Annotated in this window: 14 protein-coding genes; 5 read left to right on the top strand and 9 right to left on the bottom strand. The window is 66.5% G+C overall.

Features of this window, described 5'->3' with window-relative positions; translation table 11 throughout:
- The first annotated feature begins 1 nt into the window (after position 1).
- Positions 2–412, top strand: a complete 411-nt coding sequence (locus AC0IYS_RS19810) for a DoxX family protein (RefSeq protein ID WP_471706788.1) — start codon at positions 2–4, stop codon at positions 410–412.
- Positions 399–1,055, top strand: a complete 657-nt coding sequence (locus AC0IYS_RS19805; protein ID WP_471706787.1) for a YoaK family protein — start codon at positions 399–401, stop codon at positions 1,053–1,055. The genes AC0IYS_RS19810 and AC0IYS_RS19805 overlap by 14 nt, the downstream gene beginning before the upstream one ends.
- Here AC0IYS_RS19805 and AC0IYS_RS19800 read toward each other — a convergent pair.
- Positions 1,052–1,699, bottom strand: a complete 648-nt coding sequence (locus AC0IYS_RS19800) for a response regulator (protein WP_471706786.1) — start codon at positions 1,697–1,699, stop codon at positions 1,052–1,054. The genes AC0IYS_RS19805 and AC0IYS_RS19800 overlap by 4 nt on opposite strands.
- Positions 1,700–1,895: 196 nt before the next feature.
- Between AC0IYS_RS19800 and AC0IYS_RS19795 the strand changes: the two genes are divergently transcribed.
- Positions 1,896–2,867 (top strand): LysR family transcriptional regulator, encoded by a 972-nt coding sequence (locus AC0IYS_RS19795; protein WP_471706785.1) that lies wholly within the window; start codon positions 1,896–1,898, stop codon positions 2,865–2,867.
- A gap of 8 nt (positions 2,868–2,875) precedes the next feature.
- On the opposite strand, the gene AC0IYS_RS19790 is transcribed toward AC0IYS_RS19795, so the two are convergent.
- The 5 genes from AC0IYS_RS19790 to AC0IYS_RS19770 form a co-directional block, all read right to left on the bottom strand.
- A complete protein-coding gene (locus AC0IYS_RS19790) occupies positions 2,876–3,841 on the bottom strand; it encodes a tetratricopeptide repeat protein (RefSeq protein WP_471706784.1) in 966 nt (321 codons plus the stop codon).
- Positions 3,842–3,882: 41 nt separating this feature from the next.
- Positions 3,883–5,142, bottom strand: coding sequence for a D-amino acid dehydrogenase (locus AC0IYS_RS19785; protein ID WP_471706783.1), 1,260 nt, complete (start codon positions 5,140–5,142; stop codon positions 3,883–3,885).
- 8 nt (positions 5,143–5,150) lie between these two features.
- Complete coding sequence (locus AC0IYS_RS19780) at positions 5,151–7,043, bottom strand: DUF885 domain-containing protein (RefSeq protein ID WP_471706782.1); 1,893 nt, start codon at positions 7,041–7,043, stop codon at positions 5,151–5,153.
- Positions 7,044–7,203: 160 nt separating this feature from the next.
- Positions 7,204–8,652: an FAD-dependent monooxygenase gene (locus AC0IYS_RS19775; RefSeq protein ID WP_471706781.1), complete on the bottom strand. Its 1,449-nt coding sequence runs from the start codon at positions 8,650–8,652 to the stop codon at positions 7,204–7,206.
- Between the two features lie 12 nt (positions 8,653–8,664).
- Entirely contained in the window at positions 8,665–8,781 is a 117-nt protein-coding gene (locus tag AC0IYS_RS19770; protein WP_471706780.1) for an FAD-dependent oxidoreductase, read from the bottom strand.
- 116 nt (positions 8,782–8,897) lie between these two features.
- Between AC0IYS_RS19770 and bla the strand changes: the two genes are divergently transcribed.
- Positions 8,898–9,773 (top strand): class A beta-lactamase, encoded by an 876-nt coding sequence (bla, locus tag AC0IYS_RS19765; protein ID WP_471706779.1) that lies wholly within the window; start codon positions 8,898–8,900, stop codon positions 9,771–9,773.
- A 30-nt stretch (positions 9,774–9,803) separates the two neighbouring features.
- Positions 9,804–10,349: a hypothetical protein gene (locus AC0IYS_RS19760; RefSeq protein WP_471706777.1), complete on the top strand. Its 546-nt coding sequence runs from the start codon at positions 9,804–9,806 to the stop codon at positions 10,347–10,349.
- 26 nt (positions 10,350–10,375) lie between these two features.
- On the opposite strand, the gene AC0IYS_RS19755 is transcribed toward AC0IYS_RS19760, so the two are convergent.
- The 3 genes from AC0IYS_RS19755 to AC0IYS_RS19745 all read right to left on the bottom strand — a co-directional run bounded on the left by AC0IYS_RS19755 (position 10,376) and on the right by AC0IYS_RS19745 (position 16,091).
- Positions 10,376–11,101 (bottom strand): polysaccharide deacetylase family protein, encoded by a 726-nt coding sequence (locus tag AC0IYS_RS19755; protein ID WP_471706776.1) that lies wholly within the window; start codon positions 11,099–11,101, stop codon positions 10,376–10,378.
- A gap of 20 nt (positions 11,102–11,121) precedes the next feature.
- Positions 11,122–11,757 (bottom strand): PEP-CTERM sorting domain-containing protein, encoded by a 636-nt coding sequence (locus AC0IYS_RS19750; protein WP_471706775.1) that lies wholly within the window; start codon positions 11,755–11,757, stop codon positions 11,122–11,124.
- A 269-nt stretch (positions 11,758–12,026) separates the two neighbouring features.
- Positions 12,027–16,091 carry a Pls/PosA family non-ribosomal peptide synthetase gene (locus tag AC0IYS_RS19745; RefSeq protein ID WP_471706774.1) on the bottom strand — a complete coding sequence of 1,355 codons (4,065 nt, stop codon included), beginning with the start codon at positions 16,089–16,091 and terminating at the stop codon, positions 12,027–12,029.
- Positions 16,092–16,127 lie beyond the last annotated feature (36 nt).

Genomic DNA, 16,127 nt, shown 5'->3' with positions numbered 1-16,127 from the left:
GATGGCCTTCCCAGCATTTTTGCGCGCGCCGTGGGTGCGCTGGTGCGGGCTGTTGCTGCTGTGCTCCGCGTATCTGCAGGGTGGCATCGACAAGCTGGCCGACTTTGGCGGCGCGGTCGCCGAGATGCAGCACTTCGGCGTGTCGCCCGCCGCGCCGATGGCCGCCGTGGTGATCGTCGGCGAGATCGGCGCCTCGCTGATGATCCTGGCCGGCTTCTACCGCTGGCTGGGCGCCGGCTACCTGGCGGTGTTCACCCTGATGGCCACCTTCATGGCCAACCGCTTTTGGGAGGTGACCGGGCCGGCGCGCTTTATGGCCGAAAACGGCTTCTTCGAACATTTGGGCTTGACCGGCGCGTTCGTGCTGGTGGCCTGGTACGATATTCAGAAAGGTAAGGATGGAACGCGGTGATATCAAACAAGGCGTCACGCTCGGCTTTTTGGCCGGCTACGTCGACACATTGGGCTTCATCGGCCTGTTCGGATTGTTCACCGCCCACGTGACGGGCAACTTCGTGCTGATCGGCCGTTCGGTGGTGCAGTCGGCGCCGGAGATCTTCCTCAAGCTGCTGGTGTTCCCGGTGTTCATGCTGTTCGTGGCGATCGCGCGGCTGCTGATCCTGCGCTGGCAACGCACCGGCGGCAAGCAGCTGCGCAACAGCTTCCTGACGCAGTTGCTGCTGATGGTGGCGACGGTGGCCTGCGCCTGGCTGGCCGCGCCCATCGTCTCGGCCGACGCGCCGCTGAGCATGGCGACCGGCATGCTGTGCGCCGGCGCGATGGCGGTGCAGAACGCCTACGGCAAGCTGCTGCTGGGTAAATCGGCGGCCACCACCGTCATGACCGGCAACGTCACGCAACTGGTGATCGATCTGGTGGATTCGGCGCGTGGTGATCCTGACGCGATGGGCCGGTGCAAGAAGCTGGTCTGGCCGGTGCTGGCGTTCGCGCTCGGTTGCATGGGCGGCGCGCTGGCGTTTATCGCGGTCGGTTTCAACGGCTTGCTGTTGCCGTGCGCGCTGCTGTTGTGGCTGGCCGTGGCCGCCGTCGACTAAATCGTCGTAATACTGATAATGCCGCGCTTGAGGGCGATCGTCACCGCATGGGTACGGTCGTTCGCGGCCAGTTTGGCCAGCACGTTTTTCATGTGCGCCTTGACGGTCTCCTCGGAAATCGACAGGTGCTCGGCGATGCGGCGGTTCGAATTGCCGCCGGCGGCGTGATTGAGCACTTCCATTTCGCGCGGGCTCAGCGGGCCTTGGCCCATGTGCTGGGCCAGTTCCATGGCGATTTCCGGCGGGATGCGGCGCTGGCCCATGTGGACGCCGCGCACGGTGTCGAGCAATTCGCGCCGCAGGGTGCTTTTCAGCAGGAAGCCGCTGGCGCCGCCTTGCACGGCGCGCAGGATCTGGGCGTCGCCCTTATAAGTGGTCAGCATGATGATGCGCGCGCCGCTGTGTTCGCGGCGGATGTGCTGTAGCGCCGTCACGCCACACATTTCCGGCATGGCGATGTCCATGATGGTGACGTCGGGACGCAGCGCCTCGTAGCGCTCGATGGCCTCGCGGCCGTTGTTGGCCTCGCCGACCAGGCGCATGTCGTCCTGGCTGGAGATGGCCTCGCCAAGGCCGGCGCGCAGCATTGGATGGTCGTCGACGACCAGCACGGTGATGGGGCGGGGTGCGTTGCTGAGTTCCATGTTGTAGGAGGCAATCTTCCAATTAGCAGGATTTAACCCAGGAATTTATACGACTTTGGGCGCTCGCGCCCGGGGCATGCCATTGTGGTGTGCAATGCAACACAAAGTATGCACTTTAGCAAAAAATGGCACAATAGCTCTTCCGACAAATGTCTTTTGCACTTTCCGCAAACGGCCGTCACCGGGGGAGAATTGAATGATCGATGCCTTGCATTGCCTGATCGCAGTGGTCGAGCACCGCAGCCTGTCGCGTGCGGCGGTGCAGCTGGAGATGGCTGTGTCGTCCGTCTCGCGCAAGCTCGACGCGCTGGAGGCGCAGTTGGGCGCCCGGCTGCTGGTGCGCAGCTCGCGCCACGTGGTGCTGACCGACGCCGGCGAGCGCTTTTTACCGCGCGCCCGGAATATCCTGGCCGAGTTGGCCGAAGGGCAGGCGGCGGTGCAGGAGACCGAAAGCGAGCCGCGCGGCCTGTTGACGGTCACCGCCCCTGCCGGTTTCGCCCGGCTGCATGTGGCGCCCGCCCTCGCGACGTTTTTGCGCCGCTATCCCAGGCTGGAGGTCGATTTACACGTCAGCGACAGTGTCGTCGACCTGGCCTCGCGCCGGGTCGATGTGGCGGTGCGCGCCGGCGTGCTGCCCGATGGGGATCTGGTGGCGACGCGGCTGGCGCCGAACAACCGCGTGGTTAGCGCCAGCCCGGCGTATCTGGCGCGGCATGGCTGGCCGGCGTCGCCCGAGGATTTGCTGAACCACCAGTGCCTGTCGATGGTGGGCAAGTCGCCGCGCGCGTGGTGGCGTTTCGAGGGCGTCAATCAACACCAGCCGCTGGACGTGAAAAGCGCGCTGCGCTGCGACGACACGGATACGCTCATGCAAGCGGCTATAGCGGGGGCGGGACTGGTTCACCTGGCCAACTGGATGGTGAGCGACGCGATCGTGGCCGGTAAGCTGGTGCCAGTGTTTCCGATGGCGCCGCTGCAACGGGGAGGCCCGTCAGCCAAGCACGATCCGGCCGAATCGGCGATCCACGCCGTGCACATGCCGGGCCGCTCCAACCAGGCCAAGTCGCACCTGTTGATCGATCATTTGCGGGAATATTTCGGCGATCCGCCGTATTGGGACTTGGCCATGGAGGCCGCCGGCGCGGGCGAGCGCCGCGCCCCGGCTTAACTGCTTACTTAATTCCACTCGTCGCTGCCGCCACCGGCATCGCCGCCGCCGGAATCGTCCCAGCCGCCGCTGACGCCGAAGTCGTTGCCGCCCATGTCGTCGTTCTGCACGATGTTGCTCTGCGCCGGATCGTCATAGACGATGTCGTTGCGTCCCTGGTCGTTGGCGGCGTTGCCGCCATTCTCATGGCCGCCCGTGAACTGGCGGGCGATCGCCTCGCCGGCCACCAGGCCCGCGCCCAACGCCGCGCCGGTCGCCAGGCCGCCCATGATGCGCGAACCCATGCCATTACCCTGAGGTTGCTGGCCGTAGCCCGGACCGTATCCCTGCTGCGGATAACCGCCGCCGGGAGGATAACCCGGAGGCGTGCCGCCCGGATTGAAGCCCTGGCCCCCCTGGTTAAACCCGTTGCCGCCCATGCCGCCCGCGCCGCCTTGCTGCGCGCGGCGCGACATGAAGCGCGAGGCGATAAAGATGAAGCCCACCAGCAGGCCGCCCATCAGCAGCACCGTGCCCCATGGGATGCCGCCGCCACCGCTGGAGCCCGAACCGGCGCTGGCGCCGTTGGCGTAGCCGCCGCTGTTATAGCCGGTCTTCTCGGCGGCTGGTTTGTGCTGCGTGTAATTTTCCTTCGGCTTGGCTTCGCCGGCGGCGATCACGGCGCGCAGCTTGCTGACGGCGGTGGCGTCGACCTTGGGCAGGCCGGGCGACAGGCGTTCGGCCGTCTCCAGCGACTTTTGCGCGGCCGCGAACTTGCCTTGTTTGGCCAGCAGTTCGGCTTCGACGAAGTGGGCTTTGGCGCTGTTGGGGTGCTCCTTGAGCACCTGGTCCATCAGCGCCTGCGCCTCGGTGAATTTTCCCGCTTCGGCGGCGACGTAGACATCGTGTACGGTGGGAGCAGCCGCAAAGACCGGTGCCGCCAACGCCATCGCGCCGGCCAGCAAAGCGATGCTTGCTAAGGATTTTGTCTTCATGGTCGATCTCCAGTTGGAACTACTCTGATAATGATGGCAGTTTAGGCTATTTTCAAGGGGACGGCGGTGCGCTGCGCCACAGAGCGCAGATTGGCTTCGACGGTGGCGGCGACGATGTCGGCGGTGGCGGCCGACAAGGTCCAGCCCAGGTGGCCATGCCCGGTGTTATAGAAAACGCCAGGCAGCCTGCCCTGGCCGACGCGCGGCATCAGGTTGGGCATCATCGGCCGCAACCCCGCCCACGGCGTGATGTTGCGCGTGGAGACGCCGGGGAAGCGCTGCCGCACCCAGTCGACCAGCGGGACGATGCGGTCGGCGCGGATGTCGCGGTTGAAGCCATTGAATTCGGCCGTGCCGGCGACGCGGAAGCGGTGCTCGCCCAGCCGGCTGGTGACCAGCTTGGCGGCGTCGTCCTCCAGGCTCACCGTGGGGGCGGCGGCGCGGCTGGCGTCGTCGTCCAGGTGGACGGTGATCGAATAGCCCTTGACCGGGTAGACGTTGACCCGGTCGCCCAGCATGGCCGCCAGTTCGCGGCTGGCGGTGCCGGCGCAGATCACCACGCCGTCGTAGACGCCGATGTCCGGCACGCCGTCGTGCAGCACGCTGACGCAGGCGCCGCGCGCGTCCGCGCTCAGGCCCACCACCTGCTGGCCGAAGCGCATGCGCACGCCGAGCCGCTGCGCCGCCTGCGCCAGCCCGGTGGTGAATTTGTGGATGTCGCCGGAGCTGTCGCTCTCGGTGTAGTGGCCGGCGTAGTAGTCGCCCGCGAGCGTGGGTTCGATCGCGCGCATCTCCTCGGGCGTGACGGTGCGCCGATGCACGCCGCCCTGCGCCAGCAGCAGCGAAACGTCCTCGCCGTGTTCGAAGTCGGCGCGGTCGCGGTAGATGTGCAGGATGCCGGCGCGTTTGAGGTCGAAGTCGATGCGCTCCTCCTCGGCCCAGTTGAACAAATGCGCGCGCGCCGCCACCGCCAGTTTGGCGATGGCGATGGTGTTTTCGCGGTAGTCCGGCATGGCGGAGATGAACTCCGCCAGCCAGGACAGCTTGTGCCAGCTGGGCTTGGGGTTGAGCAGTAGCGGCGCGTCCTTGCGCAGCATCCACTTCAACCCCTTGGCGACGGTGGCGCTGTGGTTCCACACTTCCGCGTTGGAGGCCGACAGCTGGCCGCCGTTGGCGAACGAAGTCTCCATCGCCGGATAGCGGTGGCGCTCGAGCAGCGTCACGCGCAGGCCGCGTTTGGCCAGCGCGTAGGCGGTGGTCACCCCGGTGATGCCGCCGCCGATGACTGCGATGGTCTTCATGGCGTGGATCAGGCCTTTTTCAAGCCCGCGATGTAGCGGTCGATCACCGTCGGCAGCACCGTCAGCGGCACGCCGCAGCTTTGCACCAGCGCGTCGTTGAAGCCGGGCAGGTCGAACTTCGGTCCCAGTGCGGCCTTGGCGCGTTCGCGCTGGCGCAGGATCTCGTTGTGGCCCACCTTGTAGCCGCAGGCCTGGCCTGGCGACACGGTGTAGCGGTCGATTTCGCTGGTCATGGCCTGTTCGCCACGGCCGGTGCTCTCGACCAGGAAGCGGATCGCCTGTTCGCGCGTCCACTTCATCGCGTGCATGCCGGTGTCGACCACCAGGCGGCAGGCGCGGAACTGCTGCGCCTGCAGGTAGCCGATCTGGCTGAACGGATCGTTGACGTACAGGCCGAATTCGTCGACCAGCTGTTCGGCGTACAGCGCCCAGCCTTCGACGAAGGCGTTGAAGCCCATCAGCGAGGAGATCAGCGGCAGCTCGCTCTGGTGCTCAGCGAGGTAGGCGCCTTGCCAGGCGTGGCCCGGCAAGCCTTCGTGCGCGGTCAGGGTGGCGATTTCGGACTTCGGCCACAAGGTGGTCGATTTCAGGTTGATGTAATAGATCGCCGGGCGCGAGCCGTCCAGCGAGGCGAAGTTCATGTAGCCGAGCGGCGCTCCCGACTCGATATCGATCGGCACCCGCCGCACTTCCAGCGGCGCCTTCAGGTTCATGTTCGAGATCTTCGGCATCAGCGCGCGCACGGCTTCGACGCGGTCGTTGCAGTAGGCGATCAGCTCCTCGCGGCCCTTGTCGTTGTCGGCGTAGAAGCGCTTCGGGTCCTTCGACAGCGACAGCAGGCGCGCGCCCACGGTGCCCTGCGTGATGCCCTGCGCCTTGAGGATGGCGTCGATGCGGGACTGCAGCATCTTGTTTTGTTCCAGGCCGACCGCGTGGACCTCGCGTGGATTGAGGTTGGTGGAGGTGCCCAGGTGTAGCGCCCACTCGTAGTAAGCCGCGCCGTCCGGCAGGCGGTGCACGCCGGCGACGTCGGTGGCCTTGGCGGTGGCGCGGGTGAAGGTGGCGATCTGGCGCTCCAGCGCCGGATAGACCTGGCTTTCCACCAGCGCCGTGACGCGCGCGTTCCAGTCGCCAGCGATGCCCAGCTTTTGGGTGCGCTCGGTCAGCGAGGTGACCAGCTTTTGCTGCGCGATCGCGGTCTTGCGGTAGTCCTGCAACTGGGCCAGCGCGGTGCGGGCGATGAAGTTCGGCGGCAGGATGCCGCGCCCGGCCTGGTCGGCGATGCGCGCACTTTCCTGGTCCAGCATGCGCGCCAGGCCGGTGACGCGTTCCAGGTAGGCCTCGGCGTCGGCGGCGTCGGCGATCTGGTGCTGCGAGTGCAGGAATTCCGGGATGCGCGTGACCGCGCCGTCCTGCTGCGTGACCGGGAAGGGCGAGGTGCCGCCATTGAAACCGGCGGCGGCGCCACCGAAGGAGAAGCGCAAGCCCTCCAGGCCTTCGTTGGCGGCGTAGCGGATGGCGTCGTAGCGGATCTGGGCGTCCGCGCCCAGCTTGGCGCGGTCGATGGCGGACAGGCGCTTGAGCATCGATTTGACCTGGCCGGCCCAGGCGGCGTCGCCGGAACGGCTGAGGTTTTCCAGCTGGGACTTCAGGCCGGCGCGCTCGCCCTTGTCCAGGCCCAGCGAGGTGGCGGTGGTCGGCGACAGGCGCAGGATTTCCTCGGCGAAACTGTCGATCAGTTGGGTGAAGCGGGCGTCGCCGGGGGCCGGCGACGCAGGTGTTGACGCCGGCGATTGCGCCCGCGCCAAACCGGGCAGCAAGGGCAGGGCGCCGACGGCGGTGGCGGAAAGGGCGGACAGCAGCAGGTCGCGGCGGGTGAAGTTCTGGGACTTGTTGCTCATAACATCCTTTTATTGTTTGTTGTTAATGCGGGCGGGCGTGGCAGGCGAGCGTTGTCGATCATGCTCATCGCAGGGCGGCCGGCGCGACGAAGACCATAGCGCGCCAGCCGGAAAATTGTCAATGAGTATCGTGTGCCGGCCTAGCCGGATTAAGGCAAATTTAATGCTCGGCAGAATTAAATGGCGGGGTGCCGTGCTCCGCCGGTGTCATGCCCGTCAGATCTTGCGGAAAGCGCAGCTGGAAGCGGTCGATCAGCTCGCGCAGCGCGTCCAGTTCCTGGCGCGGCAGGGCCAGCGCCACGTGCATGTCGGGGCGGATCAGGTAGGCGGCGTCCTCCAGCAGGCCGGCCTCGCCGGCGGTCTCGGTCCACGGCCAGGCGTGCAGCGGCAGGTGCAACACCTGGGCGGCGGCGGCGAGCAGCGGATCGGTGTTGCCGTAGACGTGCAATTGCCAGCCCAGGCTGCGCAGCGGGGAGAAATTGTCGCCGCCGTCGGGCTGCGGCACCCACGGCAGGCGGTCGCCGCCGATGATCTCGCCCGCGCGTCCGCCGCTGAGCAAGCTGTCGGGATAGTGGATCTGCACTTGCGACACCGTCTTGAACAGGGTGCGGCGCGCGGCGCTGAAGCCGGTCAGCATCGGGAACACATGCGGCACCAGCCAGTTGCGCAACAATTGCCCGCCCGCGCCCTGCGACACCACCAGTTGGAAGGCGCGGTCGGTGGTCGAGACCAGCTTGCGCGCGAAGGTGAGCCGTTCGGCCTGGTAGGTGTCGAGCAGCGCGCCGTGGGCGCCCGCCTGCAACACCTGCGCAAGCTTCCACGCCAGGTTGATGGCGTCGCCGATGCCGGTGTTCATGCCTTGGCCACCGGCCGGGCTGTGGATGTGCGCGGCGTCGCCGGCCAGGAAGCAGCGGCCGACGCGGAATTGCGACGCCACCCGGTGGTGCACGCGGTAGGTGGAAAACCAGTTGAGCTGTTCGACCTTAATGCCGAGCAACGGTTCCAGTACGGGCCGCACGTCCTCGAAACTGGCTTCGGGTTGGCCGGGAGCCGGTTCGGGCATGATGCCGATCAGCCGCTGCATGCCGCGCGAGCGCACCGGCAACATCAGCGCGAAGGTGCTGGCGCCAAGGTGGCCGACCAGGTCGACATTGGGCGGGCCGTCGGTCTTGACGTCCGCCACATAATAGAGATGCTCGTAGGTGCCACCGCTGAAACCGACCTGCAGCGATTCGCGCACGCGGCTGTGGGCGCCGTCGCAGCCGCACAGGAAGGCGGCTGCGACGGCGATGCGCTCGGCGCCCCGCTGCAGCACCGCGCGCACGCCCCATTCGTCCTGCGTGAACGATTCCAGTTCCGTGTTCCAGTCGACCTCCACGCCCAGCGCGCGCAACTGCTCGACCAAAAATCGTTCATGATCGTCCTGCGGGAATGCCAGCACGAAGGGGTAGGGGCTGATGCCGGCGCCGACATCCTTGAGTGGCAACTGGGCGATATCGTGGCCGTCCTCGCGCAAATGTACGGCGTCGATGCGGATGCCGAGATCGACGACGGCGTCGGCAAAACCCAGCTGGCGATAGAATTCGAGCGTACGCGCATGCACCGCCATCGCCCGGGAAGCCTAGCCCGGCCCGCTGTTTTTGTCGATGATGCGCACGGCGACGCCATGCCGCGCCAGCCGCAGGGCGAGTACCAGGCCGGTGGGTCCGGCGCCGACGATGAGAACTTGGGGAACCATCAAGCCAGTCTACCTGCGTGGGCGAATGCGGCGCGCGCAATTGGCGATGGCTTGTTGGGTGAATTGGTATTATATTGGTCAATATTGTAATTCCTCACCACCCAACTTTGTCTCATATGACCCATTCCGCCACCCGTCGTACCTTGTTGCTGGCACTCGCAGCGACCCCACTTAGCCGCGCCTACGCCGCACCAACGGCGATCATGCCACCCGATATGCGTCTGGTCCGGCTGGAGGCCGCATCCGGCGGGCGCCTGGGCGTGGCCGCGCTTAACACCGCGAACGGGCGCCAGCTGCTGCACCGTGGCGATGAGCGCTTTCCGTTCTGCAGCACGTTCAAGATGATGCTGTCGGCGGCGGTACTGGCGAAGGAGCCGTCGGTGCTGCAACAGACCATCCGCTACGAGAAGGCCGAGCTGGTGGCGCATTCGCCCATCACCGAGCAGCATCTGGACGGCGGCATGACCATCGAGGCGCTGTGCGCCGCCACCATCCAGTACAGCGACAATACGGCGGCCAACCTGCTGATCCGCCACCTGGGCGGGCCCGAGGAGGTGACCGCCTACGCCCGATCGATCGGCGACCGCCAGTTCCGCCTGGACCGCTGGGAAACCGCGCTCAACAGCGCGATTCCCGGCGATCCCCGCGACACCACCACGCCGGCGGCGATGATGGCCTCGCTGCACAAGCTGACCCTGGGCGAGGCGCTGCCGCCGGCCAAGCGCAAAATCATGATCGATTGGCTTATCGGCAATACCACCGGGGCCACCCGCATCCGCGCCGGCGTGCCGTCTAGCTGGACGGTGGGCGACAAGACCGGCGCCGGCGATTACGGCACCATCAACGACATCGCCATTCTGTGGCCGCCGGGCAATAAACCGCCGATCGTGTTGGCCGTTTACCTGACGCAACCGGGCAAGGACGACAAAACGCGCCCCGAAATCCTGGGGCAGGCGGCGAAGATTGTCATCGATGCGTTCAAGGTCGGCTAAACTACGGCCCTTAACACTAGTGGGCCACCCATGACGAACAAAAAACAGCCGCCAGCCAAAAATCCCGCCGAGGCGCCGGTGGGCCGCGCGCCCAATCCCTTCCTCAACGCCGAGTTGTATTCCCGCATGCGCGACTACACCGAGCGCGACGCGGCGTTCTCGAAGGAGTTGAAGGCGATCGGCGAGAGCGGCGCCGGCAAGCGCAGCACCGACGCGCGCAAGGCGCCGTCGCTGGCGGTGCTGCGCGGCGTGGTCAAAAAGGGCTTGCCGCTGTGGACGATGCTGGACCGCATCGTCGAAGGTGTCGAAAGTGGCTTGTGGGAACCGTGGCTGACCGCCTACGGTTTCGAGCTGCGCGGCGTCAATTACGCCAAGACGGGCGAGCGCAACGCGCGGCTGGCGCTGGATATCAGCCTGGGTTCGAAGGCGCACACGGCGTTCGCCAACGCCGGCGTCGGCAACTGGCGCAGCCTGGTGGTCGAGGATTGCGCCCAGGTGCAGATCGACAAGCCGACCGAAAAGGCGCCGGCCAAGGCCCACGCCATCTTCTTCCTGGACGCGCCGGCGGCAGGCTAAGGCGCGCACGCGTCAGGGGCGCCGGCTTACTTGTCCCACTCGAGGTGGACCACCTTGTAGCCGCTGTCCTTGAGCAGCTTGAGCAGCGAAGGCAGGGCCTTGACCGTCGGACCGTTGGCGTCGTGCATCAGGATGATGCCGCGGCCGGTTTTGGCCAGGCTCTCGGTCAGGCGTGTGGTCAGGATTTCGGTCGTGTCTTCCGGCAGCCAGTCGTTGATGCCCAGATCGATCGACATCACGGTGATGTTGCCGGCCTTGAGCGCCGCCAGCATCGTTGGCGTTTCTTCCAGATACGGGAAACGGTAGGCCGGCGCGGACACGCCTAACGCGGCCTGGTAGGCGGCCTGGTTCTTGCCCAGGTCGTCGAGCTGCTGTTGCGCGCCGAGTTCGGACAAATGCGCGTGCGTGTTGCTGTGCAGGCCGGCCGAGTGGCCTTCGGCGACGACGCGCCGCGCCAACGCCGGCGAAGTCACCAACTTGTCGCCGATCATGAAGAACGTCGCTTTCACGCATTGGTCGGCCAGCGCCGCGAGCACGGCGGGGGTACCAGACGGTTCCGGTCCGTCGTCGAAGGTCAGCACGACCTCGCCTTTTTCCAGCGGCAGGGCGGTATGCTGGTGCGCGCCGTACAGCGCGCCGTCGCGTGGCAATTTGATGGTGCGGCTGGTGCCGAGCTTGCCTGTGCCGCAGTCGGCGGCGAGGACGGGGGCGGCCAGCGTGGCCAGCGCGCCCATTGCAATGAGCTTTACCACTTTTCCGGCGAAATCCACTTTCAGGCGGCGTGCTTGCGGCGGCGGGCCATACCAGATACCAGTGCAAGACCGGCCAGTACCATTGCGTAGGTTTCCGGCTCGGGCACGACGGCGATGTCGGCTGCGGACCCTTCGATCAGCGCGGCCGGGGCGAAGATATCTTCGTAGCCGCCGGTCCACACGCCGGAGCCGACGGAGATCGCGTGCTTGCCAAAGAAGCCGCTGGTCCAGGTGGCGTTGGCGTCAACCGCCGAGCCGGTTAGCCAGTACGTGCCGGCGCCGAGCGTCCAATTCAGCCCGGCGAGCGAGGCGTCGTTTTGCACGCCGGCCAGTTCACGAGAAAACAGTACTTTGCCCGATGGCAGATCGGCCGCGAATTCGTCGCTGGCGGACGCCATGATGCCAACGATCAGCTTACCCTTGCCGCTGGCGTTGCTGATCGCAGTCTGGATCGAGGTGATCGTCGTCGCGGCGGACAGGTCGAAGCGGATCGCATGGCTTTGTCCGTAGGTATTGCCGTTCGCATCGACGCCATTGTCGAGCGCGAGCGGTGAAATGAAGGGGCCGAAACTGTCCAGGATGACTGCGGCGTTGGCAGGGCCGGCCAGCAGGCCGGCGACGAGCATGGGGGCCGCGAGTAGACTTTTGAGTGACATGGAGAATCTCCTAATTCAAAAAAAGTAAAAAAAGCACAACACCATTATTACATGCTTACTTATTAATTGAAATCATCAAATTTCCCGTGTCGTTAAATAGTCGCGTGGAGGATTAACACATTTGCCTCCATAGTGTCGCACAGTCCCGCATGCGGAAGTAAAGTAGACAGCATAACACTATTGTGACTATTGTTTTGCAATGTTATCGGCCGTAGGCGGCGGCCCGGGTCGCAAATATGTCGCCCGGCAGCCGGTGCCCAAGTGAGGGATCATGGCTGGATTTTGGGCGCCGGCGCCGGTGCCGCCGGGCAGCCGGACCAGTTGCCGTTGGCGGGGATATGCTCGCCTTTCATGACCAGGGTCAACGCGCCGAGACGGGCGTTATCCCCTACAACGGCGCTGTACAGCACAGCGCTGCGCGGTCCCAGATAGACGCGCGCGCCGATGGTCACCGTGTCGATTTTCATCACCCGGTCCTCGAACAAATGGGTCTGCGGACAGGTAAGGGCATTGAGTTCGCTGTAATCGCCGATGCGCACGCAATCGAATTCGGTGATGTCGGTGGTGTCCAGGTAGACGCCCTTGCCGATTTTCGCGCCCATCAGGTTGAAGGCCAGCGGCAGCCACGGCGTGCCGCGCAGGTAGCGCATGAAGTTGGGCACGGCGATACCCTCATAGAGATTGGTGACGCCTTCCGACAGCCAGACGAACGGCGTCCACATCGGCGCCGAGCGCTTGCGGTAGCGGCCGATCAGCACCCACTTGAGCAGCGCCACGAACACGTAGTTGCCGACGCCGTACACCAGCCCGGCCAGGGTCAGGTCCCAGATCACCTCTGCCCAGCGGCCCGCGCCTGCCGCCGGCATCACTTCCATCACCAGGGTATAGCCGACCGCGATCACCAGCGCGTGCGGCGCGACGATGCGGAACGCTTCGATCAGGCCGCGCCCGAGCCGGCGCATGGGCGAAGGGTGGAATGTCAGCGATTCCGGATAGCCGCTGGTCTGCTCGCGCGCGGGCAGGTTGATCGGCGGGGAGCCGAGCCAGGTGTCGCCGCTGCGCACGCGCGCGTTGTCCGGCGCGCGCGAATGCACGCCGATCAGCACCCCCTCGGGCAGCACGGTGCCGTCGGGGATGTAGGCGCCATTGCCGACGAAGCTGCGGTTGGAGATCACCGTCGGCTGCATCGTCATCCAGCCGCCGTCGATTTCCTCGTCGCCCAGCATGACGGCATCGGCGATGAAGGTCTCGTCGCCCAGGGTCAGCATGTCCGGCACCACGCCCAGCGCGGTGGAGATCTCGGCGTCCTTGCCGACCTTGGCGCCCAGCAGGCGATACCAGTACGGCGCGAATACCGTGGCGTAGATGCCGTGCAGGACCTGGAGGCTCGATTCCTGGATCTGGCTGACCAGCCATTTGGCGCAGTAGGTGTTGCTGTGCACCGCGAAGCGGCCCGGCTTCAGTTTCGGCAGCACGGTCCAGCGGATCCCCGCCGACAGCAGCGCCGTGAGCAGGATCAGCACCGCGCTGGCCGGGAAGGCCAGCAGGAAGTAGCGCAGCAGGCGGATGCCCATGCCGTCGCCCTGGATCGCCGGCATCACGCCGGCTTCATCGAACCAATCGATCAGCACAAAGCTCGGGAATACCGGCATGAAGAACAGCGTGACGATCAGCAGGATGCCGGCGACGAAGAACAAGCCTTCGCCCAGGCTGCGCGCGCGTGTCAGCTCTGGGCGCGGCGGCAGGCGCGCGGGATCGAAGGCGCCGGCGTCGCGCGCCGGCGAGCCTGCAAACATGCGGCCCGCCGGCACGCGGGCGCCATCGCCCAGCGCCGACTGGCCGTCCAGGTGGCCCTGCGCTTCCACATGGGTGTTCCCTTCGAGGATGGCGAAGGAGCTGACGCAGGCGTCGCGCTCCAGCGTGATTTGCCCCAGGCGCAGCACGCCGCGTTCGACGCGGGCGTTTTCGAAATTGACGGCGTTGCCGATGCTGGCGTTGTCGGCGATGGTCAGCAGATCGGGCGCGCGCACGCTCATCGAGCCGATCGTGACGTCACGGCCGATCTTCGCGCCCAGTGCGCGCAGCCACCAGGCGTTGAGCGACGAACCACTCAACAGATACGCCGGCGCGGCTTCGACCAGGCGGTCGGCCAGCCACCAACGGTAGTAGGTCAGGCCCCACAGTGGATAGTCGCCGGCCTTGATGCGGCCCGCGACCAGCCATTTGCCGCCGATGGCGATGGCGAACTCCATCACCGTCGCCAGCAGGAACACGCCGACCGAGGCGGCGATGGCGCGCTTGACCGAATCGCCCGGATCGCCGGTGAAGAAGTGATAGGTGAAGAATGGCGCCAGCCACTGCGCCATGCGCAGCGCCACCAGCGCCGGCATCATCGCCGCCTGGGCCAGACCGCAGGTCCAGCGTTTGATGGCGGAAGGTGGCGTCCACTCGGCTTCTTCTTTGCTGGCGCTGTGCGCCTGGCCGAGCACCTGGGCGATCTTGCCGACTTCGCGCTGCTGGTAGATGTCGCGCACGGTCACGTGGGCGTAGCGCGGATCGGCGCGCAGGGCCGAGGCCAGGCGCGCGGCGAAGAACGAGTGGCCGCCAAGGTCGGAGAAGAAATCGGCATGGCGCAGTATTGGCTGGCCGGGGAACAGTTTGGCCAGCGCGGCGAACAGCGCCTCCTCGGCCGGCGTTTCGGGCAGGTCGGAATCCTCGGCGCCGCCGGCCGGCGCGGTGCTGAGCGGGGCGGCCTTCAGCGTTTTGCGGTCGATTTTGCCGGAGGTCAGGCGCGGCATGGCGTCCAGGATTTCGTAGCGTCCCGGGACCATGTAGGGTGGCAGCTTGTCGGCCAGGCCGGCGCGCAGGGCGCGCGGGTCCAGGGTCGCAGTCGATCCGGCGCCGGCTTCGGCGACCAGGTAGGCGACCAGCTGGTCGATGCCGTCGTCCTTGCGCAGCAGGACCGCCACGGTGCCGACGCCGTCGGCCTGCGCCAGCAGCGCTTCGATCTCGCCCAGCTCGACGCGGAAGCCGCGTATCTTGACCTGGTCGTCGGCGCGGCCCAGGCAAACCACTTCGCCGTCGGCGGCGATGCGCGCCAGGTCGCCGGTCCGGTACAGGCGCTCGTCATGGCCGCCGGTGGACCAGGGATTGGGCAGGAATTTTTCCGCCGTCAGGTCGGGGCGCCCAAGGTAGCCGGCGGCCAGTCCGGGGCCGGTGATGCACAACTCGCCGATTTCGCCGCGCGGCAGCAGGCGCAGGGGCGCGCCCGGCGCGGCATCGGGATTGGCCTCGATCACCAGCAGGCCGTAGTTGGGCAGCGGCGTGCCGATGGTGACCGGATGGCCCGGGCGCAGGCGCGCCAGGCTGGCCGACACCGTCGCCTCGGTCGGGCCGTAGGTGTTGAACATCTGGCGGCCGTCGCGCGACCAGCGTTCGACCAGCGATTCCGGGCACATCTCGCCACCGAGGTTGATCAACCGCAGGCTCGGCACGTCCTGGTTGAATAGCGCGAGCAGGGTGGGGACGGCGTGCAGCACCGTCACCCGGTGCTGGTCGAGCATGCGCGGCAGCGTTTCCGGGTCGCCGCTGATCTCCTTGGGGCCGAGCCACAAGGTGGCCCCGGCCAGATAAGCGATCCAGATCTCCTCGAACGACATGTCGAAGGCCACCGAAAAGCCTTGATACACCTTGTCGGCTGCCGTCACGCCCAGCACCGCGTTTTCGCTGCGCAGGAAGTGGCAGATACTGCGCTGGGTGATTAAAATGCCTTTGGGCTTGCCGGTGGAGCCGGAGGTGTAGATCACGTACGCCGGCAGGTCGGGCGAGACCTCGCCGCGCCGCGCCGAAGGCGGGTTGGCGGCGTCCAGCACCGCCTCCGCCGTCCACACCGGGCGGCCGATGCCGGCCAGGCGCGGCGCGAAGGCGGCGCAGGTCAGCACGCCGGCGCCGTCGGCGTCGTCCAGGCACACTTGCAGGCGGTCGACCGGGGTGTCCTCATCCACGGGCAACCACGCCGCGCCGGCTTTGGCGATGCCAGCCTGCAGCACCAGCAACGCGATCCCGCGCGGCAGCCACAGTCCGACGATCTGGCCCGGCCGCACGCCGGCCTCGATCAGGCGTCCTGCCACCAGATCGGCCTGCGCATCGAGCTCGCGGTAGGTGAGTTGTCGGTCACCGGCGATCAGCGCGATCTGGTCGGGCGTGCGGCGCGCGGTCGCCTCCAGCAGGTCGGCCAGGATCTCCTCGCGCAGCAGTTCGCCTTGCTGGTGACCGTAAAGAATGTCGGGGTGCGGTTGCGGAAGCGTAAGGTGTGGCGTTACTGGCTCGTTCATGCTCAAACTTTATTAGTGGCGTGCTCTCATTGTACG

The sequence above is a fragment of the Duganella sp. AC237 genome (assembly GCF_979254035.1).
Note: the sequence above shows the minus strand (reverse complement) of the source record. Positions and strands in the feature narration are given on the sequence as shown.